Below are 20,624 nucleotides of genomic sequence, written 5' to 3'. Positions count from 1 at the left end.
GACTGCCCGGAGCACTCAGCCGCGAGACCCTGCGTCAGGGATCACCACTGCGGACAGGCCCTGGTCGCCCGCGTGGGCGAGTTCGATGTCGTGGTCGTCCTCGTCGGCGCCGCCGACGCTGATGTGATCGGCCCGGGGCGGGTAGCCGGCCGCCACGACCGTGTACGGGCCGTCGTCCAGGTCGGTGAAGGCGTACGCCCCGTCGCCGCCGGTCGTGGCGGTCGCCACGACGTTGCCCGCGGCGTCCACCAGGGTCACCCGGGCGTCGCGCAGGGGAACGCCCGCGCCGCGTACCGTGCCGCGCACCTGTGCGCCGGGCCGCAGCTCGAGGTCGACCCGGGTGACACCGGCGGCGCCGATCTCGACGGATTGTGCCTGCGGCCGGTGCTCCGGAGAGCTGACCGTGAGGACGACGGCCCCCGGCACCAGGTCGGCGACGGTGAACTCGCCCTTGCCGTCGGTCCGCGCGGTGGCCAGCACGTCGCCGCGCACGTCCATGACGACGACCACCGCCTCCGCGACCGGCGCTCCGTCGGCCGTGGACCGCACGGCACCGGTCAGACCGCTGGCGCCGCTGAGCAGCACGTCGTGCGTGACGGGCGTCGTCCCGACCACGACGGTGGCGGCCTGCGGCTGATGGCCGTCGGCCGAGGCGATGAGCACGTAGGCGCGCTCACCGGGCGTCAGGAGCTCGTAGGAACCGTCGAGGGCGGTGACCGCACGGCCCACCTGCCGCCCGCCCAGCGAGATCAGCGTGACAGCGGCGCCGCCCACCGGTATGCCCTCGGCGCCCCGCACCCGCCCGCGCACCGCTCGGCCACCGCCCGCCGGACCGCCGTCGGACAGTCCGGGAACGGTGGCGACGAGCTCCGCGACGGCCCGTGCCAGCGGCACCGCCACCGCCGCGCCCGACGCCCCCTCCCCGGCCGTGCCGGCGCCCGGCTGCTCCGGGTGCGGTCCGATCGGAGTCGGTTGGTTCAGAGCCGGCTCGACCGGAGTCGTTGGGATCACGCCCGGTGCGGTCGAGGCCTGCTCGCCGGGGGACGGAGCGGCCTGCGCACCGGCGGACGGCGTGGCCGGCGCTCCGGTGGCCGCGGTCGGCCGCCCCGGGAGGAACACGGCGACGGCCAGGGCGAGGACCGCCGCGCCGACTCCCGCGACCGTGACCAGCTCGAAGCCGGTCCCCGAGGTGGGTGGGCCGCCGCCGACGTCGGTGGTCGTCCAGGCCAGGATCACGCCGGCCACGGCGACGAAGGCCGGCACCGCCACGGCGACACCGGCCCGGGGCGGCGCGGCCCCCTTCTCGATCCGCACGGATCGGGTCTGCGCAGGGGACATGGGCCGGGCCTCCGTGGGGGGTGCGGTGCTGCACGACTGCACAGCATCCTAGGCCCGCTTGATTGACTCAAGCAACTAGCATGTTCGGTGTGCGGACTGTGAAGGTTCCGGGCAGGGAAACCCTGCCCGGAACCCTTTTCCCGCCCGTTACAACGAGCGCTCCAGGCTGTCCGCCACCAGCTTCACGAACCGGCCGGGCTCCTTCGGCCGCCCGCCTTCGGCGAGCACCGCCAGGCCGTGCAGCAGCTCCGCGGTCTCGGCGAGGCCGGAGCGGTCCTCGCGCTCCTGGTAGGCCTTGTTCAGGCCCTTGACGAGCGCGTGCCCGGGGTTGAGCTCGAGGATCCGCCGGGCCCGCGGCACCTCCTGCCCCATCGCCCGGTACATGTTCTCCAGCGCCGGGGTGAGGTCGTTCGCGTCGGAGACGATGCAGGCCGGCGAGACCGTGAGACGGGACGACAGCCGCACGTCCTTGACGTCCTCGTCCAGGTGCTCGTTCATCCAGGCGAGCAGGCCCGCGTACTCCTCGCTCTGCTTCTCGCGCTCGCCTTCGGCCTGCTCGCCGCTCTCCCCGTCGAGATCGACCTCGCCCTTGGCGACCGACCGCAGCGGTTTGCCGTCGAACTCGCCGACCACGTCGGCCCACACCTCGTCCACCGGGTCGGTGAGCAGCAGGACCTCCACGCCCTTGGCCCGGAACGCCTCCATGTGCGGGGAGTTCTCGATGCTCTGCCGGGACTCGCCGGTCAGGTAGTAGACGGCGTCCTGGCCGTCCTTCATCCGCTCGACGTAGGCCCGCAGGGTGGTCGGCTCGTCCTCGCTGTGCGTGGTCGCGAAGGAGGAGACCGCGAGAAGCGCGTCGCGGTTGTCGGAGTCGGACAGCAGCCCTTCCTTGAGGACGGCGCCGAACTCCCGCCAGAACGTGGCGTAGCGGTCGGGCGCCGCGGTCATCATGTCCTTGACCGTGGACACGACTTTCTTGGTGAGCCGGCGCTGCATCATCCGGATGTGCCGGTCCTGCTGGAGGATCTCGCGGGACACGTTCAGCGACAGGTCGGCGGCGTCGACCACGCCCTTGACGAAGCGCAGGTACGGCGGAAGCAGCGCCTCGCAGTCGTCCATGATGAAGACGCGCTTCACATACAGCTGCACACCGCGCTTGTAGCCCTGGTTGTACAGGTCGTGCGGGGCGTGCGAGGGCACGAACAGCAGCGCCTGGTACTCGAAGGTGCCCTCCGCCTGCAGCCGGACGGTCTCCAGCGGTTCGCGCCAGTCGTGGCTGATGTGCTTGTACAGCTCGTGGTACTCGTCGTCGGACACCTCGTCGCGCGAACGCGCCCACAGGGCCTTCATCGAGTTCAGCGTCTCGGCAGCGGGCGCGGCGTCGTCGCCCTCGCCCCGCTTCGGGGTCATCCTGATCGGCCAGGTGATGAAGTCCGAGTAGCGCTTGACGATCTCCCGGATCGTCCACTCCGAGGTGTAGTCGTGCAGCTTGTCCTCGTCGTCCGCCGGCTTGAGGTGGAGGGTGACGGAGGTGCCCTGCGGTGCGTCGTCGACGCCCTCCAGGGTGTACGTCCCCTCACCGCGCGACGACCAGCGGGTGCCCTGCGCCTCCCCTGCACGCCGGGTCACCAGGGTCATCTCGTCCGCCACCATGAAACCGGAGTAGAAGCCGACGCCGAACTGCCCGATCAGCCCCTCGGCGCTGCCCGTGTCCTGCGCCTCACGCAGTTCCCTGACGAACTGGGCCGTGCCCGAGTTGGCGATCGTGCCGATCAGCCGCCCGACCTCGTCGTACGACATCCCGATCCCGTTGTCCCGCACGGTGAGGGTACGGGCCTCGGGGTCGGTCTCGATCTCGATGTGCAGGTCGGAGACGTCGGCGTCGGACGCGTCCTCGCGCAGCGCGGCGAGGCGCAGCTTGTCCAGCGCGTCGGAGGCGTTGGAGACGAGTTCGCGCAGAAAGACGTCCTTGTTCGAGTAGACCGAGTGGATCATCAGCTGCAGCAGCTGACGGGCCTCTACCTGGAACTCAAACGTTTCGGTCGACATGGTTGGCGTGTTCCTCACAGGTTCCGAAAGAGTCTCCTGAACTGGCGGAAGCCACTTTAGGACACCTTCTCGGGCTGCGTGGGCCGGTGGCTCATGCTTCCCGCGAAACGCGTGGCGGGTCGTCAGCGCATGAGCGCGGCGCGCAGGGTGAGGCCGTAGCCGACGCGGAGCCGGCGCAGTTCCCACAGGGCGACCGCGGTGACCGACAGCGGTGCGCCCAGCAGAAGCAGGATCCGCACCGGGCCCGGAACGCCCTCGTACGCGCCGGTGAACACGTCGATCACCGCCATCTCCCACACGAGCACCAGCGCCAGCAGCGGCGGGACCGTCTCATGGATGTCCGCGGTGCGGAACACGTGCACGAGGGACATCCCGACGCCGTAGACGACGAACGGCAGAACCCACACGATCATGAACAGCGCGACGACGACGGTGATCACGGTCGTTGCGGGACCGGTTGCGAAACGTCCGTCGAGGAGACCGGTCAGCACGGCCGCGGGGAACAGGGCGACTGCGGCGATGATCGCCACGATCGAGCCGAGCGGCCTGGCCGCCCGGCGCAGCAGTTCGCGACGGGCCGGCGGGCGCGCCGCGCAGATCAGCGCGCCGACGACGAGAGGGAGGGTCACCGCCAGGACGAGGACGTTGTTCCAGGTCTGGTCCACCCGGTCGTCGGCGAAGTCCCCGACGGACGCGACGAGTTTGTAGGAGATCATCACCCACACCACGGCGGCCAGTCCGACGGCGGTGCGGATCCGTTGCATGCGGGTGACCGCCGGATCGTCGACCCTGCCGGGCCGGGACGGCCGGAACACCGTACGGCCCACCGCGATCGGGCCGACGGCCCGCCACAACCTCCCGAACAGGCCCACGCGGGGAACCGGTTGCGGCAACGGCTGCGGCCCGTAGGGGCCGTAGGGAGGGTGGTACGGGTCGTGCGGCGGCTGTCCGCCCTGCTGGTTCCAGGCGTTCATGATGTCGGCCCCCCGAGGCGCTGCGCTGATGACGGATGCGCGCGGAAGCCTAGCGACCGCGTCGCCCCGGCATCGGGGCCGTGCGTGGATCAGCGCGGAATCTCCTCCACCTGTGCGAAGCCTCCCGTCGCGTTCCAGTCCAGCCGGGTCAGCGTCTCGGTGGAGTTCCTGGTGAAGCGCAGCCGGCGCGCGTCACCGTCGCCCTGCGCGGCGACCTTCGTCCAGCCGTCGAAGTCCTTGGTGAGCTTGGTGTCCCAGTGTCCGAGGCCGGCCGTGCCGACCGCGGCGATCGACTCGGTCGGCGGTTCGCCGTCGTAGCAGTAGTCACCCCAGTCCGCGATGACGGCGACCGTGTCCCCGAACGCCTTGAGCGTGAGGCTGTGACAGCGGTCCGTCGCAGTCGCGTACACCAGGCGGGGCGGGCTCCAGGCGCCCGTCGCCGCCTCCCGGTGCCGCTCCACCAGTCCCCGTCCGGCCGCGTACGAGAAGCCCACGCGCCGGCCGTCGGCCAGGTGGATCTCCCCGTCGAAGCGCGGGTCCGGGGACGGCGTCGACGAGGCCTCGATGACGGGCCTCGTCGGCGTCGCGGCCGCCCCGGTCTCCGCGTCCGTGGCTCCCGCGCCGGTCGCCCCGGTGCCCGCCGTCCCGCCGCAGGCCACCGCGAGGCCCGTCACCGTCATCGTCGCAGCCAGGGCCCGCAGCCGGTCTCCGCTCATGCGCATCCCCCCATGGTGCCCTCTCCGCCACGCGCGAAGACGACGCGTGACACGGCCGGCCGCCTCCGGCCGGACGCGCCGCCCCTCCCCGGCTCCGCACTCCGTCCGGCAGACTCCCCACATGGAGACTGCCGAATTCATAGAGATCCTCGACCACGAAGGCCGGGCCCTGGCCGACGCCGCGGCGGACGCGGGCCCCGACGCCAAGGTCGTGACCTGCCCGGGCTGGCAGGTGCGGGACCTGTTGCGGCACACGGGCGCGGTGCACCGCTGGGCCACGTCGTTCGTCGCCGAGGGCCACACCGGGTTCCGCCCCATCGAGGAGCCGCCGGAGCTGGACGACGAGGCGCTGCGGGACTGGTTCCGCGCCGGACACCGGCGGCTCGTCGACACCCTGTCCACCGCTTCGCCGGATGTGCGGTGCTGGCACTTCCTGCCCGGGCCGACACCGCTCGCGTTCTGGGCCAGGCGGCAGGCGCACGAGACGGCCGTGCACCGCATGGACGCCGAGTCGGCCCGCGGCCGCGACCTCGAGGAGACGGGGCGGGAGTTCACCGCCGAGTTCGCCGCGGACGGCGTCGACGAGTTGCTGCGCGGTTTCCACGCGCGCGACAGGAGCAGGGTGCGCAGCGAGGAGCCCCGGGCACTGAGGGTGCGGGCGACGGACACGGCCGACGCGGTGTGGTCGGTACGCCTGTCGTCGGAACCGCCGGTGACCCGGCGCGGCGCCGACGGGCCCGCCGACTGCGAGGTGTCCGGGCCCGCCGCCCTGCTCTACCTGTCGCTGTGGAACCGGCTGCCGCTGCCCGCCGTGACCGGTGACGCCGCGCTCGCGACGCTGTGGCGGGAGACGTCCGGGGTGGGCTGAGCGGCGGTCCCGGTCCGTCCACCGCGCGGCCGTCGGTCCGTCAGTCCGTCAGTCCGTCAGTCCGTCAGCATTCTGGTCAACACCGCGCGCTGCAAAGGCCGTACGTCGCCGTGCAGCGCGCGTCCCTTCCCGGTGAGCGCCACGCGGACGCCTCTGCGGTCCTCCGCGCACAGGCCTCGTTCGACGAGACCGTCCTTCTCCAGACGGGCGATGAGCCGCGACAGCGCGCTCTGGCTGAGATGGACGCGTTCGGCGATCTCCTGGACGCGGAAGCCGCACGAGACGTCCTGCGCGGCCGACTCGGCGAGGACGTCGAGCACCTCGAAGTCGCTGGCGCACAGGCCGTGCCGGTGCAGTGCCCGGTCGAGTTCGCACTGGGTGCGTGCGTGCAGGGCCAGCATGTCGCGCCACTGCTCCACGAGCGCCTGCTCGGCCTCGGCCCCGCCCTTCTCCACCGCCATGGGGCGCACCGTAGCAGAGCACTGAATTTGTTGCACCTGAATTAAATGCATTTGCATTCGATGCATGCGCATGTACTCTCCTGGGCATGACCTCTCCGCTCCCCTCCCCCGCGGTCACCCTCCCCGAGGGCCGCTGGACCTCCCGGCTCTGGGGCACGCTCCTGGTGCTGTGCGCCGCGATGTTCCTGGACGCGCTCGACGTGTCCATGGTCGGCGTCGCCCTGCCTTCCATCGGCTCCGACCTCGGACTCTCCACCTCCACGCTGCAGTGGATCGTCAGCGGCTACATCCTGGGCTACGGCGGACTGCTCCTCCTCGGCGGCCGTGCGGCCGACCTGCTGGGCCGCCGACAGGTGTTCCTGGTCGCGCTCGGCGTCTTCGCGCTGGCCTCGCTCCTCGGCGGTCTCGTCGACTCGGGTCCGCTGCTGATCGCCAGCCGGTTCGTCAAGGGCCTCAGCGCCGCCTTCACCGCCCCGGCGGGCCTGTCGATCATCACCACGACGTTCCCGGAGGGCCCGCTGCGCAACCGCGCGCTCTCCATCTACACCACCTGCGCAGCGACCGGCTTCTCGATGGGTCTGGTCCTCTCCGGCCTGCTCACCGAGGCCAGTTGGCGCCTGACCATGCTGCTCCCCGCCCCGATCGCGCTGGTCGCGCTGGCGGTCGGCCTGAAGCTCCTGCCGCGCAGCGAACGGGAGAAGAACCACAACGGCTACGACGTCCCGGGCGCGGTCCTCGGCACCGCGTCGATGCTGCTGCTGGTCTTCACCGTGGTGCAGGCCCCCGAGGCCGGCTGGACGTCCGCCCGGACACTGCTGTCCTTCCTGGCCGTGGCCGTCATGCTGACCGTCTTCGTCCGCGTCGAGCGGCGCTCCGCCGGTCCGCTGATCCGGCTCGGCGTGCTGCGTTCGGGCAGTCAGATCCGCGCCCAGCTCGGGGCGATGGCCTTCTTCGGCTCCTATGTCGGCTTCCAGTTCCTGGCCACCCTGTACATGCAGACGCTGCTCGGCTGGTCGGCGCTGCACACGGCGCTCGCCTTCCTGCCGGCCGGCGCGCTGGTGGCGGTGTCCTCGACCAAGGTGGGCTCCGTCGTGGACCGCTTCGGCACCCCACGGCTGATCGCGGCGGGCTTCGCCCTCATGGTCGCCGGGTACGCGCTCTTCCTCCGCGTCGATCTGGACCCGGTCTACGCCGCCGTCATCCTGCCGTCGATGCTGCTGATCGGCGCTGCCTGCGCGCTGGTCTTCCCATCGCTCAACATCCAGGCCACCAACGGCGTGGCGGACCACGAGCAGGGCATGGTCTCGGGTCTGCTCAACACCTCGGTGCAGGTGGGCGGCGCGATCTTCCTCGCCGTCGTGACGGCGGTGGTGACCGCGGGCGCACCCGCCGACCCCACCGCACAGGCCGTCCTCGACAGCTACCGGCCCGGACTGGCCGTGGTGACGATCGTCGCCGCCGCGGGTCTGCTCATCACCCTCCCCGGCTTGCGCACCCGGCACGCCCGCAGCTCCGTCGTCGTCGCCAAGTCCCCCTCCGCAAAGGCTGAGTTCGAGGCGGAGACGGAGCCGGTGGGGGTCCGCGACTGACCCGGAGCGCCCGGAGCGCCCTCCGCACCGGACGCCCGGCGGGGCCGATTGCCCCGCCGGGCGTCCGGCTGTGACACTCACTCCCATGGACGGTCACGGGGGACGGCGCACACAGGCCGAGCGGGATGCGATCACCGTCGAGATCGGGTACGCGCTCGTCAGCGCAGCGTTCGCCTCGGCGGTGGTCTTCGGCGCGGTCGCGGGCCCGGCGCTGCTGTTCGACCTGCCCGGCCTGGCGGAGACCTGGCTGGTGCGGGCGGCCCTGGTGCTCGCCCCGGTGCTGTTCGCGACCCGCGTGCTCTCCGTGCTGGTCCGCTTCCGGCCGGGCGCTCAGCCCAGCCAGCCCGGCCGGACCAGCCCCGACTCGTAGGCGAGCACGACCAGTTGGGCCCGGTCACGGACGCCCAGCTTCACCATCGTGCGGCTGACGTGCGTCTTGGCGGTGAGCGGGCTGACGACCAGCCGGCGGGCGATCTCCTCGTTGGACAGACCGATGCCCACGAGCGCCATCACCTCCCGCTCCCGCTCGGTGAGCCGGCTCAGCGCGTCGTCCGAGGCGGGGGCCTTGGAGCGGGCGGCGAACTCGGCGATGAGCCGGCGCGTCACTCCCGGCGAGAGCAGCGCGTCGCCGGCGACCACCGCCCGTACGGCACGCAGCAGTTCGTCCGGCTCGGTGTCCTTGACCAGGAAGCCGGAGGCACCGGAGCGGATCGCCTCGAACACGTACTCGTCGAGTTCGAAGGTGGTGAGCATGACCACCCTGACCTGGGCGAGGGTCTCGTCGTCGGTGATCCGGCGGGTGGCGGCCAGGCCGTCCAGGAGGGGCATCCGGATGTCCATCAGGACGACGTCGGGCCGCAGTTGCCGCACGGCGCGCACGGCCTCCTGCCCGTCCGCGGCTTCCCCGGCGACCTCGATGTCGGGCTGCGCGTCGAGCAGCGCCCGGAATCCCGCCCGGACCAGCGCCTGGTCGTCGGCGAGCAGTACGCGGATCACCGGTCCTCCCTCGCTCCCTGGTCCTCCCCGGACGTCGCGGGCAGCACGGCCAGCACCCGGAAACCTCCCCCGGGCCGTGGCCCCGCCTCGATCGTGCCACCCAGCGCCGCGGCCCGCTCCCGCATTCCGGCGAGACCGTTGCCGCTGCCGCCCGCGTCGGCGCCGGTCGCCGGTCCGTCGTCGTCGATCCACAGCCGCAGCGTCGTGCCGCTCACGTCGAGCCGCACGCGCGCGTGACGCGAGCCGGAGTGGCGTACGACGTTGGTCAGGGCCTCCTGGACGATGCGGAAGGCGGCGAGGTCCGTGTGCGGCGACAGCCGCGGCGGCCGTCCGCTCACGTCGACCGCGAGGCCGGCACGCGCGGCCTGTTCCACCAGTTCGGGCAGCCGGTCCAGGCCGGGTGCGGGGGCTCGCGGCGCGTCCCCCGGCGCACGGAGGGTGTCCAGCACCTGGCGCACCTCCCCCAGCGCCTCCTTGCTGGCGGACTTGATGGCGCCGAGCGCGGTGCGCGCCTGCTCGGGGTCGGAGTCCAGGAGCGCGAGGCCCACGCCCGCCTGCACGTTGATCACCGAGAGGCTGTGCGCGAGGACGTCGTGCAGTTCGCGCGCGATGCGCAGCCGCTCCTCCCCGGCGCGCCGCCGGGCCGCCTGGGCGCGTTCGGCCCGGTCACGGGCCCACTGCTCACGCCGGCTGCGGACCAGCTCCGCGAGCGCCACGACGGCCAGGACCCATCCGGCGACGACGAGCTCCTGCCCGAACGGCGCCGGATCGTCGCCGGCGGGCGGCAGCCACCGGTACCACCAGTGCGCGACCAGCAGATGGACGGCCCACAGCAGGCCCAGGGCCGTCCAGGCAGCCCGGCGGTGCCCGCGGACGACGGCGGCGAAGCAGGCCACCGCCACGGTCAGGAACACCGGGCCGTAGGGGTAGCCCGCGCCGAGATAGAGCGCGGCGACCGCCGAGGCGCCGAACACGACGACCACGGGGTGCCGCAGGCGCCACAGCAGGAGCCCCGAGGCGACCACCAGCAGCACACGCGCGAAGACGTCGAGGGAGGCCCGCTCCCCTTCCTGCGCGTGGGCCGCGAAGGTCGAGCCCACGAGCACGACCACGGTGATCAGCACAGTCGAAGTCCACGGCAGGCCGGCGGGGCCGGGCTCCGTGTCGCCCGGTCGCCCGGCCCACCGCTCCCTCCAGCGGCGCAGCCACGGTGACAGCACACGCGAGCGCCCGCCCCGTCGCTGCGGGCCGACGCGCCCGCCCACCTGCTCTGCGTCCATGCCCGCCACGCTAGACGCGACCGCGCTCGCCCGACGTCCGCCGGGCGAGGTGACCGGCCGTACTCCCCCGGAAGTACGGCTGGGCGACGGTTGCGGACAGGAGGCGAGGGGCGGCGGCGGGAGACGAGGGGGAGGCGGGCGGCACGCACACCGTGGCGGTTCCGACACCGAAGCGCCCGGGCGTCCGCGGGGCGGGCGGGCCGGGCCGGGCGGGCCGGGCCGGGCCGGGCCGGGGCATCGAAGCCGTCGAAGCCGTGAGAGCTGAGCCACCGGAGACTGACCGGTCGGCGGGGTCGGCGGGATCGGTCTAGCGCAGGCCCACCTCGCGGGCCAGGCGGGCCACCGCGTACCGGAAGAACGGCTCGCGTTCCTCCACGACGCGGTGGAACTGCCCGAAGAGCTCGAACCCGACCAGCCCGTACAGCTGGGCCCAGGACGCGACGAGGGCGGTGACCGCTCCCGGCGGGAGGTCGGGCGCGAGGTCCGTCGCCATCCGGACCGCCTCGGGGACCAGGTCGTCCGTCAGGAGCGGTACGTCCAGCCGGTCCTCGCGGCGCGCGTCGCGCACGATGCCGATGAGGAGGCGGCCGACCCGGGCGGCAGCGGGGACGGTGCTCTGCGGGGCGCTGTAGCCGGGCACGGGCGAGCCGTAGATCAGCGCGTACTCGTGCGGATGCGCCAGCGCCCAGGCGCGCACCGCTTCGCCGACCGCGATCCAGCGCTCCAGGGGCTCGGCACCCGCGACGGCCGTGTGCGCGGCCTCCGCGCTCTCGCCCAGGGAGTCGTAGGCGTCGATGATGAGCGCGGTGAGCAGATCGTCGCGGCTCGGGAAGTACCGGTAGAGCGCCGAGGAGACCATGCCGAGTTCACGGGCCACAGCGCGAAGCGAGAGCTTGGCCGCGCCCTCGGACGCCAGCTGTCTGCGGGCCTCCTCCTTGATGGCGGCCGTGACTTCGATCCTGGCCCGGGCCCGTGCGCCTCGAACGGTGTTGCTGCTCATGTCTGCAGTGTCCCACGGAACCGGAGCGGTGCACACAGCCGTGAGCGGCGCACAAAAAAGAGAACACCGCTCTTGCCACGGCGCACCGCTCTCCGGCACACTCTTCTCGAGCGAGAGCAGTGCTCACACTTTCCGCCTCAGGAGGCAGCAGCCATGTCGACCCACGTGCAGAAGCCCGGCTGGTTCACCGTCAACGTCTTCAACCGTGCGGTGGCCTGGCTGACCCGTCGCGGTCTCAGCGTGTGGGGGTCCAGGGTGCTGGCGGTCCGCGGCCGCAAGAGCGGCGCCTGGCGGACCACCCCGGTGAACCTGCTGACCGTGGACGGACAGCAATACCTCGTCGCCCCGCGCGGCCACGTCCAGTGGACGCACAACATGCGCGCGGCGGGCGGCGGCGAGCTCCACCTCGGCAGAGCAGTGGAGGAGTTCACGGCCGCCGAGGTCGCCGACGACGACAAGTCACCGCTGCTGCGCGCCTACCTCAAGCGCTGGAAGGCCGAGGTCGGCGTCTTCTTCAACGGGGTGGGTCCGGACTCCTCCGAGGCCGAACTGCGACGTATCGCTCCCGACCACCCGGTGTTCCGGATCACCGTCACCGGCCGGCGCTGAACGGGAACCGTCAGGAACCGCTCTCCTCGGCAGCGGGCGCCGGCTCCGCGGTGGCCGCGATCCGGCGGTCCATCGCGGTCAGAGCCCGCTGGGCCATCGGGTGGGACCGGACGAGTTCACCGAGCGTCGTCCGGCCACGCGTGATGTCGGTGAACGCCCGCCAGGCCGGACGGAAACCGGTGAGCGCCGCGTGGAAGAGCCCGGGACGGCGCTCGAACGCGGCGAGCATCCGCTTGCCGACGCTCATCTCCACGCCGAGACCCGCCTTGACCGCGAAGGCGTAGTTCAGCGCCTGGCGGCGGGCGTCGACCGCGTCGTGCGCCTCGGCGATCCGGACCGCCCACTCGCCCGCGAGCCGACCGGAGCGCAGGGCGAAGGAGATGCCCTCACGCGTCCACGGTTCGAGCAGCCCCGCCGCGTCCCCGCAGACCAGCACCCGTCCGCGCGAAAGCGGCGAGTCGTCCGCCCGGCAGCGGGTCAGATGACCGGAGGAGATGCTCGGCTCGAACCCGGCGAGGCCGAGCCGCCCCACGAAGTCCTCCAGATACCGCTTGGTGGCCGCGCCTTCGCCGCGCGCCGAGATCACGCCGACGGTCAGCGTGTCCCCCTTGGGGAACACCCAGCCGTAGCTGCCCGGCATCGGGCCCCAGTCGATGAGGACCCGGCCCTTCCAGTCCTCGGCGACCGTGTCCGGCACCGGGATCTCCGCCTCCAGGCCGAGGTCGACCTGGTCGAGCTTGACCCCGACGTGTGCTCCTATCCGGCTCGCACTGCCGTCCGCCCCGACCACCGCGCGCGCCAGCAGCGTCTCGCCGCCCTGCAGGACGACGGCGACGGAGCGCCGGTCCGGCACCGCCGAGCCGTGCTGCTCCACGCGCTGCACGGTCACGCCGGTGCGCAGCTCGGCGCCCGCCTTCTGGGCGTGCTCGACCAGCTGCTGGTCGAACTCGGGCCGGTTGATCAGCCCGAACAGCATCTGCCGGGAGCGGCGCGTCCGGGTGAAGCGCCCGTTGTTCGAGAACGTCACCGCGTGCACGCGGTCGCGGAAGGGCAACTCGAACCCGGGCGGCAGCGCGTCCCGGGAGGGGCCGATGATGCCGCCGCCGCACGTCTTGTAGCGGGGCAGTTCCGCCTTCTCCAGCAACAGCACGCGCCGTCCCGTGACCGCGGCCGCGTAGGCGGCCGAGGCCCCCGCGGGTCCCGCGCCCACGACCACGACGTCCCACACCTGCCGGGCGTCGTCCGCCGAAGAGTTCTCGTCGTCCGCCGAAGAGTTCTGGCTGCTCACGATGGTCTACTGCTCCCGATCAAGCCGCTTGCCGCACCTGTCTCCCCGCATCCTACGGCGGAGATCGTCACGGTCCGATGACGGTCCGCTGTGGCAGGATCGGCGGCGTGCGCGCCCCCACCCGGCAGGCGCGTACGCTCGCACGGTCCCTCGGACGGACCAGTGCCACCCTGTACAACGTCGCACCCACAAGGAGCGTGCCCATGTCGTCGAATCCGGTCGCCGAAACCGTCGCCTCGCTGATGCCCAGGGCGCGGGCGGAGCTCACCGAACTGGTGGCCTTCGCGTCGGTGGCGGACTTCGACCAGTTCCCGAGGAGCGAGAGCGAGGCCGCCGTGGACTGGATCTCGGCGGCCCTGCGGGCCGAGGGCTTCGAGGACGTGGCCGTCCTCGACACTCCCGACGGCACCCAGTCGGTCTACGGCTGCCTGCCCGGCCCGGCCGGCGCCAGGACCGTCCTTCTGTACGCCCACTACGACGTGCAGCCGCCGCTGGACGAGGCCGCCTGGACCAGCCCGCCCTTCGAGCTGACCGAACGCGACGGCCGCTGGTACGGCCGCGGCAGCGCCGACTGCAAGGGCGGCGTGATCATGCACCTGCTCGCGCTGCGCGCTCTGAAGGCGAACGGCGGCGTGCCGGTCACCGTCAAGGTGATCGTCGAGGGCTCCGAGGAGCAGGGCACCGGCGGCCTGGAGCGGTACGCGGAGGAGCACCCCGACCTGCTGACGGCCGACGCGATCGTCATCGGCGACGCGGGCAACTTCCGCGTCGGCCTGCCGACGGTCACCTCCACCCTGCGCGGCATGACCATGCTGCGGGTGCGGGTCGACACCCTCGAGGGCAATCTGCACTCCGGTCAGTTCGGCGGCGCGGCCCCCGACGCGCTGGGCGCGCTGATCCGCGTCCTGGACTCGCTGCGCGCCGAGGACGGCTCGACGACGGTCGACGGCCTCACCGACGACTCTCGGTGGGAGGGCCTGCAGTACGACGAGGCGCAGTTCCGCCAGGACGCCAAGGTGCTGGACGGCGTCGGCCTGATCGGTTCCGGCACGGTCGCCGACCGCATCTGGGCCCGTCCCGCCGTGACGGTCCTCGGCATCGACTGCCCGCCGGTCGTCGGGGCCACCCCGTCCGTCCAGGCCAGCGCCCGCGCGCTGATCAGCCTGCGCGTGCCGCCGGGCGTGGACGCCGCCGAGGCCACGAAGCTGCTCCAGGCCCACCTGGAGGCGCACACCCCGTGGGGCGCGCGGGTGAGCACCGAACAGATCGGCCAGGGCCAGGCGTTCAGCGCCGACACCACCAGCCCGGCGTACGCGGCGATGGCCGAGGCGATGGCCGTCGCCTACCCGGGCCAGGAGATGCAGTACGCGGGCCAGGGCGGCTCCATTCCGCTGTGCAACACCCTCGCGGGTCTCTATCCGCGGGCGGAGATCCTGCTCATCGGCCTGAGTGAGCCCGAGGCGCAGATCCACGCGGTCGACGAGAGCGTGTCCCCGCAGGAGCTGGAGCGGCTGTCGGTGGCGGAGGCCCTGTTCCTGCGCCACTACGCGGCCGGCTGAGCCGCGCCGGGTACGCAAACCCACGGGGGGCGTGGGAAGCCCGCGATCTGCCTGCGGAGGCGTGCGGGTCGGTGCCCGACCGGAGGCCGGAAGGCCGTTTCTCGCGGAGGTTCGCCTCGGGCAGCCCACGTGACGGGAAGGCCGTTTCGGGCGGAGGCCAGGTCCCTTCGGCCGGGAGGGCACGTCGCGCGGGAGGCCGGGAGGCCACATCGGGCGGGAGGGTCGGGTGGTCACGCCGGGCGGGGGGGGCGGGTGGTTGTTCCTGTTGGGGGCCGTGCGGCGCGTCGTTGCCCGACCGCCGTGCTCACCCCTGCGGAACGCCGGCTTCGAGGTAGAGCGCGGCCCCGCGCTCACGGGCCCGCAGCGCCCAGCGCAGCCGCTCGTAGCGGACCGGCGGCAGCAGGTCGGCCGCCTCCTCCTCCGTCACGAAGCGCCAGGCCCGCAGCTCGGGGCCGGGCAGCAACAGCCCTTCGACTGCGGCGGCGTCGAGTCGGCCGCCGTCGAAGAGGAGACGCAGGCCCCCGTAGCGCGGCGGTGCGGGCCGCTCCCAGTCGACGACGAGCAGCCGGGGCACGTCCGCCAGGCGGATCCCGGTCTCCTCCTCGACCTCGCGGATGCCCGCGCGCGCGGGCGCCTCGCCGGGTTCCACCACACCGCCGGGAAACTCCCAGCCGGGCTTGTAGGTCGGGTCGACGAGCAGCACCCGGTCCTGATCGTCGAAGAGGAGCACCCCTGCCGCCAACGTCTCGGCGGTGGGCTCGGGGGTCTGCACGATGTCGCACGCGGACGCCGCGCCGCTGCCGACGGCCTCGGCGATCCGGACGGCGGTCTCGTTCGGGGTGAGAGCGCCGTTGTCCACGAGGTGGGCGTCGGCGGTGAGCCAGGACGCGAGGGCGGCGCGGTAGGGCTCGATGTGGTCGTACGACCACTGCCGGACCCGTATCTCGCCGTCGGGGAGGTCCACCGGGATCTCCCGGCCGGCTATGCGCTCGCGCAGGATCGTTTCCGCCGGAGCGAGGAGCACGTGCCGGACGGCGATGCGGCGGGCCGCGAGTCCGCCGAAGATCTCGTCGCGGTACTCCTGCCGCAGCAACGTCATGGGGACGACGAGGGTGCCGCCCAGGTCGGCGAGGAGCGCGGCCGCCGTGTCGATCACGAGTCGTCGCCAGACCGGCAGGTCCTGAAAGTCGCCGACCTCGGCGAGGCGCTTGGGCGGCAGCAGGTGCGGGAGCGCCGCGCCGACGACCTCGGGGTCGAAGAGCGTGCTGTTCGGGATCAGGTCGATCAGTTCCCGTGCGGTGGTCGTCTTTCCCGCACCGAACGCGCCGTTGATCCAGACGACGGTCACGGTTCCCCCTCTTCTGTTGGCCCCCTGTGGCTTGCCCGCTCCACCCTGCCACGGAAACCAGTTCGCGTTGAGAGCGCGCGAACGCGCCGACGCCGGCGCCCCTCGCGGTGGGACGCCGGCGTCGTGGCCTCGGGGGCGGTCCGTCAGTCGGCCTGGCCGAGGGCGTTGTCGTCCACGGCGAAGCTGTCGCTGGAGACGGTCTGGTCGAGCGTGCTGAGCGTGTCTTTGACGTTCAGTCCGTCGAGGTCGTCGGCGGCCAGGCCGTGCGAGGGGCTGATCGCCGCGACGACGAAGCCGGTGGCGAGGGAGGCGATGGCGAGCATGCTGCGCTTCTTCATGCGCGGATCAACTGCGGGCGCGGGCCCGGAGTCACGCACGGTCCGGCAATCCGTTGGCGCGGCCCACCCGCCGGCGGTGAGAATGCCGTGGTCGCCGACCTCACCGAGGAGTTGTGTCATGAGTGGTCCGCCCCACGCCCACGCCGGCCTGGACGGGCTCGTGACGGGAGACGCGTTCGGCGACGCCTGGTTCACCCGCTCCGACGAGCCCGCGGAGGAGCTGTGGGCGGCTCGCGAGCCGCGTCCCGCACCCTGGCTGTGGACGGACGACTCGGCGATGGCCTTCGTGCTGTTCGCCCACCTGACGGCCAACGGAGAGGTCCGGCCGGGCGACCTGGCGAGCGAGTTCGCCGCCGAGTACGGCCGTGACCCGGGCCGCAAGTACGGCCCGTCCATGCACGGCGTGCTGCGGCGCGTCGCCGAGGGCGAGGACTGGCGCGCGGTGACCACCGGCCAGTTCGGCGGACAGGGTTCGCACGGCAACGGCGCCGCCATGCGGGTGGCCCCCCTCGGCGCCTGGTTCCGGGACGACCCGGGCACGGCCCGCGAGCAGGCCCGGCTGTCCGCGCTCGCGACCCACGCCCATCCGGAGGCGGTGGCGGGCGCGGTGGCCGTGGCGGTCGCCGCCGCGCTGGCCGCCGGCCTCGAGGGTCAGGACGTTCCGCCGCGCGCCGCGTTCCTTCGGGAGGTGGCCGGCCATCTGACGGACTGCGACGTCCGCTCCGGGCTGCTGGTGGCCGCCGGCCTGCCCGGGCACACCTCGGTGCGCCACGCGGCGTCCGTGCTGGGCTCGGGGCGGCTGATCTCCGCTCCGGACACCGTGCCGTTCGCCCTCTGGTGCGCCGCGGGCCACCTGGACGACCTGCCCGAGGCCCTGTGGGAGACGGTGGGCGGATGGGGTGACCGCGACACCACCTGCGCGATCGTGGGAGGAGTCGTCGCGGCCCGCATCGGCACCGCGGGCGTTCCGGCCGCCTGGCGCGCGGCGCGCGAGGACATCCCCGCCCGGAGCGGCTGGGACCCGCTCGTCGCGGCAGAGGTGGGCGTGGGCTGAGGCCTGCCCCCCCCCCCGCGGCGGGGACCGACGTCGCCCCGACGGAGGACGACACGGACCCCACACCCCGACGGCACGTACCCCACACCACCAGCACCAGCACCACGGCAGGCGCAGGGCCGTGCGCCGGAACGTTCCTTCTTCGTCCCGTCAGACCGCCGCCGCCGTGGTGCCGGCCCCCGCTCCGGTCGCCGCCAGGGCGGCCGCCGCCGCTCCCACCAGTCCCGCGTCGGTGCCCATCTGCGCGGGCGTCACCGTCAGGCGGCGGACGAAGGAGAGGGTCGCGTAGTCACGCAGGGCCCGGCGCAACGGGGCGAAGAGCACTTCCCCCGCCTTGCCGACGCCGCCGCCGATCACCGCGATGTCGATCTCGACCAGGGTCGCGGTGGCCGCGATGCCGGCGGCGAGGGCCTGGGCGGCCCGTTCGAAGGACGCCACGGCGACCGGGTCGCCCGCGCGGGCGGCGGCGGCAACCGAGGCCGCGGAGACGTCGCCGTCGGGGCCGGGCAGCCAGCCGTTCTCCAGCGCCCGTCGGGCGATGTTGGGGCCGCTGGCGATGCGTTCCACGCAGCCGCGCCCTCCGCACGGGCACGCGTCGCCGTCGAGTTCGACGCTGATGTGGCCGATGTGCCCCGCGTTGCCGGTGGGCCCCGGGTGCAGCCGGCCGCCGAGGACCAGGCCGCCGCCGACGCCGGTGGAGACCACCATGCACAGCGCGTTGTCATGGCCGCGCGCGGCGCCCTGCCAGTGCTCCGCCGCCGTGATCGCGACACCGTCGCCGATCAGCTCGACCGGCAGCCCTCCGGTCGCCGTCCGGACCCGCTCGACCAGCGGGTAGTCCCGCCAGCCCGGCACGTTCACCGGACTGACCGTGCCCGCGGAGGCGTCCACCGGGCCGGCGCTGCCGATGCCCACCGCGTGGACGCGCTCCCAACGGGGGGACGCGGTCAGCTCACCCAGCACCTGCTCGACGGCCCGCATCACGGCGTCGCCGTCCTCCTGTGCCGGCGTGGGTCGCTGGGAGCGGGCCAGGATCGTTCCGTCGCCGTCCACCAGCGCTCCGGCGATCTTGGTGCCGCCGATGTCCAGCGCGGCCACGAGGTCGGTCTGCATCAGTCTGGGTTCTCCCCGTCCACCATGGAAAAGAGCTGCCGGTCCAGCGGTGTGGGGGACGCGGGCCGGAGATTGCGACGGACAGTGTCCCCCGCAGCTGACAACGTTGTCCAGGCTCTATGCTCGACGCCACATCCTCATACAAACCCAGGGGCCACGCACCCCCGTGCGCAACATTCTGTGGAAGGTGTGCGTGACCGCCCCCGTGGACGACAGGACAGGACACACCATCGTGCCCGAAACGCAGCGCCGGCCCGAGAATCGTTACGGCAACCGTCCCACCATGAAGGACGTGGCGGCTCGGGCCGGGGTCGGCCTCAAGACCGTGTCGCGCGTGGTGAACGGCGAGCCCGGGGTCACGCCCGAGACGGAACGGCGTGTCCAGGAGGCCATCGACGCCCTCGGCTTCCGGCGCAACGACAGCGCGCGGGTGCTGCGCAAGGGCCGCACGGCCAGTATCGGGCTGGTCCTGGAGGACCTGGCCGACCCGTTCTACGGACAGCTCAGCCGCGCGGTGGAGGAGGTGGCCCGGGCACACGGGGCGCTGCTCATCAACGGCTCCAGCGCCGAGGACCCGGACCGCGAGCAGGAACTGGCGCTCGCGCTCTGTGCGCGACGGGTGGACGGGCTGGTGGTGATCCCGGCCGGGGACGACCACCGCTATCTGGAGCCCGAGATCAAGGCGGGGGTGGCCACGGTGTTCGTCGACCGGCCCGCCGGGCAGATCGACGCCGACTGCGTCCTGTCGGACAACTTCGGAGGAGCCCGGGAGGGCGTGGCCCATCTGCTGGCGCACGGGCACCGCCGGATCGGCTTCATCGGCGACATGCCGCGCATCCACACCGCCGCCGAGCGTCTGCGCGGCTACCGCGCCGCGATGGAGGACGCCGGGATACCGGTCGAGGACGCCTGGATGTCCCTGGGGGCGACCGATCCGGCGCGGGTGCGGCGGGCGGCCGAGGAGATGCTGGCCGGGCCCGCGCCGGTGACGGCGATCTTCTCGGGCAACAACCGGGTGACGGTCACGGTGATCCGGGTGCTCGCCGAGCGGCCCCGCAGAACCGCGCTGGTGGCCTTCGACGACCTGGAGCTCGCCGACCTGCTGCAGCCCGGTGTCACCGTGGTCGCCCAGGACGCGGCCACGCTCGGCCGGACCGCCGCGGAACGCCTGTTCCGTCAACTGGACGGCACCCTGCTCGTGCCCGAGCGGATCGAACTGCCCACCCGGCTCGTCGCGCGCGGCTCGGGCGAGCTGCCGCCGGCGGACTGAGGCGAGCGTGGACGCCCGCGGCGCGCGCCGCACCCTGGAGGCGCTGGGGCTGGCCGAGGCGCCGCGCGACCGTCCGCTGAGCTATCCGGGAGTGTGGCCGGCCGGGTCCGGCCTGCTCGACGGCGACGAGTGGCTGCCGCTGGACCGGCTGACGCATCCGGGCCGGACCCCGGTGGTGGCCGTCGGCTCCAACGCCAGCCCCGCCCAACTGCGGCACAAGCTGGGCGCGTTCGACGTCTCCGCGGCCGTCCCGATGACGAGGGCACGGGTCACCGGCGTGGAGGTGGGGGTGTCCGCGCACATCAGCCGGGCCGGATACGTGTCCGCGTCTCCCGTCCACGCCCCCGCCGTCACCCGGGAGTTGTTCGTCATCTGGCTGGACGCGGGGCAGCTCGACGTCCTCGACGCGACCGAGCCGAACTACGACCGGGTCCTGCTGCCGGCGCCCGGGTTCCGGGTCGAGCTGGAGGACGGCGAGGCGCTCCTCGACGCGTTCGCCTACGTGAATCACCATGGAGTGCTGCACGACGGGTCCGGCGTTCCGCGCAGCCATCCAGGACAGCGCGCCCTGCTCACGGAACTCCTGGCGGATTCAGCGGAGTTGCGGCGGTTGTTCGGCACCACGCCCGAGGAGTTCTGCGCCCGGGCCCGGGCCGACGCACAGCGTTGCGAGCAGGGCACTCGCCTGTTCGCACAGGAGAAGAGAGTGACCGCGTCCGGCCTGGAACATCTGCGCGTCCGTTAGGGTGATCGAACGGCGTCGCGTGTCGGTCA

Annotated in this window: 20 protein-coding genes; 8 read left to right on the top strand and 12 right to left on the bottom strand. The window is 73.1% G+C overall.

What is annotated here, in order from left to right; genetic code table 11:
* Positions 1-15: 15 nt before the first annotated feature.
* The 4 genes from OHS82_RS37655 to OHS82_RS37640 all read right to left on the bottom strand — a co-directional run bounded on the left by OHS82_RS37655 (position 16) and on the right by OHS82_RS37640 (position 5,083).
* Positions 16-1,338 carry an MSCRAMM family protein gene (locus OHS82_RS37655; protein ID WP_079041528.1) on the bottom strand — a complete coding sequence of 441 codons (1,323 nt, stop codon included), beginning with the start codon at positions 1,336-1,338 and terminating at the stop codon, positions 16-18.
* Between the two features lie 147 nt (positions 1,339-1,485).
* A complete protein-coding gene (gene htpG / locus OHS82_RS37650; RefSeq protein WP_328435465.1) occupies positions 1,486-3,387 on the bottom strand; it encodes a molecular chaperone HtpG in 1,902 nt (633 codons plus the stop codon).
* Between the two features lie 122 nt (positions 3,388-3,509).
* Entirely contained in the window at positions 3,510-4,361 is an 852-nt protein-coding gene (locus OHS82_RS37645; RefSeq protein WP_328435464.1) for a hypothetical protein, read from the bottom strand.
* 89 nt (positions 4,362-4,450) lie between these two features.
* Positions 4,451-5,083, bottom strand: a complete 633-nt coding sequence (locus tag OHS82_RS37640; RefSeq protein WP_328435463.1) for a hypothetical protein — start codon at positions 5,081-5,083, stop codon at positions 4,451-4,453.
* Between the two features lie 115 nt (positions 5,084-5,198).
* On the opposite strand from OHS82_RS37640, the gene OHS82_RS37635 reads away from it, so the two are divergent.
* On the top strand, positions 5,199-5,945 hold the full coding sequence (locus OHS82_RS37635) for a maleylpyruvate isomerase family mycothiol-dependent enzyme (protein WP_328435462.1): 747 nt from the start codon (positions 5,199-5,201) through the stop codon (positions 5,943-5,945).
* A gap of 56 nt (positions 5,946-6,001) precedes the next feature.
* On the opposite strand, the gene OHS82_RS37630 is transcribed toward OHS82_RS37635, so the two are convergent.
* Positions 6,002-6,406 (bottom strand): MarR family winged helix-turn-helix transcriptional regulator, encoded by a 405-nt coding sequence (locus OHS82_RS37630; RefSeq protein WP_079041529.1) that lies wholly within the window; start codon positions 6,404-6,406, stop codon positions 6,002-6,004.
* Between the two features lie 86 nt (positions 6,407-6,492).
* Here OHS82_RS37630 and OHS82_RS37625 point away from each other — a divergent pair, with 86 nt between their 5' ends.
* Together OHS82_RS37625 and OHS82_RS37620 are read left to right on the top strand one after the other, a co-directional pair.
* Positions 6,493-7,995: an MFS transporter gene (locus OHS82_RS37625; RefSeq protein ID WP_057582532.1), complete on the top strand. Its 1,503-nt coding sequence runs from the start codon at positions 6,493-6,495 to the stop codon at positions 7,993-7,995.
* A gap of 85 nt (positions 7,996-8,080) precedes the next feature.
* Positions 8,081-8,365, top strand: coding sequence for a DUF6332 family protein (locus tag OHS82_RS37620; RefSeq protein ID WP_057582533.1), 285 nt, complete (start codon positions 8,081-8,083; stop codon positions 8,363-8,365).
* On the opposite strand, the gene OHS82_RS37615 is transcribed toward OHS82_RS37620, so the two are convergent.
* From OHS82_RS37615 to OHS82_RS37605, 3 genes are all read right to left on the bottom strand, one after another.
* Positions 8,326-8,991: a response regulator gene (locus OHS82_RS37615; protein ID WP_057582534.1), complete on the bottom strand. Its 666-nt coding sequence runs from the start codon at positions 8,989-8,991 to the stop codon at positions 8,326-8,328. The two genes, OHS82_RS37620 and OHS82_RS37615, sit on opposite strands and share 40 nt — an antisense overlap.
* Positions 8,988-10,271 (bottom strand): sensor histidine kinase, encoded by a 1,284-nt coding sequence (locus tag OHS82_RS37610; RefSeq protein ID WP_107105330.1) that lies wholly within the window; start codon positions 10,269-10,271, stop codon positions 8,988-8,990. The genes OHS82_RS37615 and OHS82_RS37610 overlap by 4 nt, the downstream gene beginning before the upstream one ends.
* Before the next feature lie 307 nt (positions 10,272-10,578).
* Positions 10,579-11,271, bottom strand: coding sequence for a TetR/AcrR family transcriptional regulator (locus OHS82_RS37605; RefSeq protein ID WP_057582535.1), 693 nt, complete (start codon positions 11,269-11,271; stop codon positions 10,579-10,581).
* A 153-nt stretch (positions 11,272-11,424) separates the two neighbouring features.
* Here OHS82_RS37605 and OHS82_RS37600 point away from each other — a divergent pair, with 153 nt between their 5' ends.
* A complete protein-coding gene (locus OHS82_RS37600) occupies positions 11,425-11,880 on the top strand; it encodes a nitroreductase family deazaflavin-dependent oxidoreductase (RefSeq protein WP_057582536.1) in 456 nt (151 codons plus the stop codon).
* A gap of 10 nt (positions 11,881-11,890) precedes the next feature.
* Here the strand turns inward: OHS82_RS37600 and OHS82_RS37595 are convergent, their stop codons facing one another.
* A complete protein-coding gene (locus OHS82_RS37595; protein ID WP_057582537.1) occupies positions 11,891-13,168 on the bottom strand; it encodes a geranylgeranyl reductase family protein in 1,278 nt (425 codons plus the stop codon).
* 203 nt (positions 13,169-13,371) lie between these two features.
* On the opposite strand from OHS82_RS37595, the gene OHS82_RS37590 reads away from it, so the two are divergent.
* Positions 13,372-14,727: a dipeptidase gene (locus OHS82_RS37590; protein ID WP_057582538.1), complete on the top strand. Its 1,356-nt coding sequence runs from the start codon at positions 13,372-13,374 to the stop codon at positions 14,725-14,727.
* A gap of 304 nt (positions 14,728-15,031) precedes the next feature.
* On the opposite strand, the gene OHS82_RS37585 is transcribed toward OHS82_RS37590, so the two are convergent.
* Positions 15,032-16,075, bottom strand: coding sequence for an NUDIX hydrolase (locus OHS82_RS37585; RefSeq protein ID WP_057582539.1), 1,044 nt, complete (start codon positions 16,073-16,075; stop codon positions 15,032-15,034).
* 143 nt (positions 16,076-16,218) lie between these two features.
* The gene (locus OHS82_RS37580; RefSeq protein ID WP_057582540.1) at positions 16,219-16,413 is read right to left on the bottom strand and encodes a hypothetical protein; all 195 of its coding nucleotides are present in this window, start codon (positions 16,411-16,413) and stop codon (positions 16,219-16,221) included.
* Positions 16,414-16,531: 118 nt separating this feature from the next.
* Between OHS82_RS37580 and OHS82_RS37575 the strand changes: the two genes are divergently transcribed.
* A complete protein-coding gene (locus OHS82_RS37575; protein ID WP_328435461.1) occupies positions 16,532-17,467 on the top strand; it encodes an ADP-ribosylglycohydrolase family protein in 936 nt (311 codons plus the stop codon).
* 150 nt (positions 17,468-17,617) lie between these two features.
* Here OHS82_RS37575 and OHS82_RS37570 read toward each other — a convergent pair whose 3' ends face one another.
* The gene (locus tag OHS82_RS37570; RefSeq protein ID WP_328435460.1) at positions 17,618-18,580 is read right to left on the bottom strand and encodes an ROK family protein; all 963 of its coding nucleotides are present in this window, start codon (positions 18,578-18,580) and stop codon (positions 17,618-17,620) included.
* 232 nt (positions 18,581-18,812) lie between these two features.
* Between OHS82_RS37570 and OHS82_RS37565 the strand changes: the two genes are divergently transcribed.
* Together OHS82_RS37565 and OHS82_RS37560 are read left to right on the top strand one after the other, a co-directional pair.
* The gene (locus OHS82_RS37565) at positions 18,813-19,850 is read left to right on the top strand and encodes a LacI family DNA-binding transcriptional regulator (protein ID WP_057582674.1); all 1,038 of its coding nucleotides are present in this window, start codon (positions 18,813-18,815) and stop codon (positions 19,848-19,850) included.
* Positions 19,851-19,857: 7 nt separating this feature from the next.
* Entirely contained in the window at positions 19,858-20,595 is a 738-nt protein-coding gene (locus OHS82_RS37560; protein WP_057582543.1) for a hypothetical protein, read from the top strand.
* Positions 20,596-20,624 lie beyond the last annotated feature (29 nt).

Source organism: Streptomyces sp. NBC_00425 (genome assembly GCF_036030735.1).
Taxonomy (GTDB): domain Bacteria; phylum Actinomycetota; class Actinomycetes; order Streptomycetales; family Streptomycetaceae; genus Streptomyces.
Note: the sequence above shows the minus strand (reverse complement) of the source record. Positions and strands in the feature narration are given on the sequence as shown.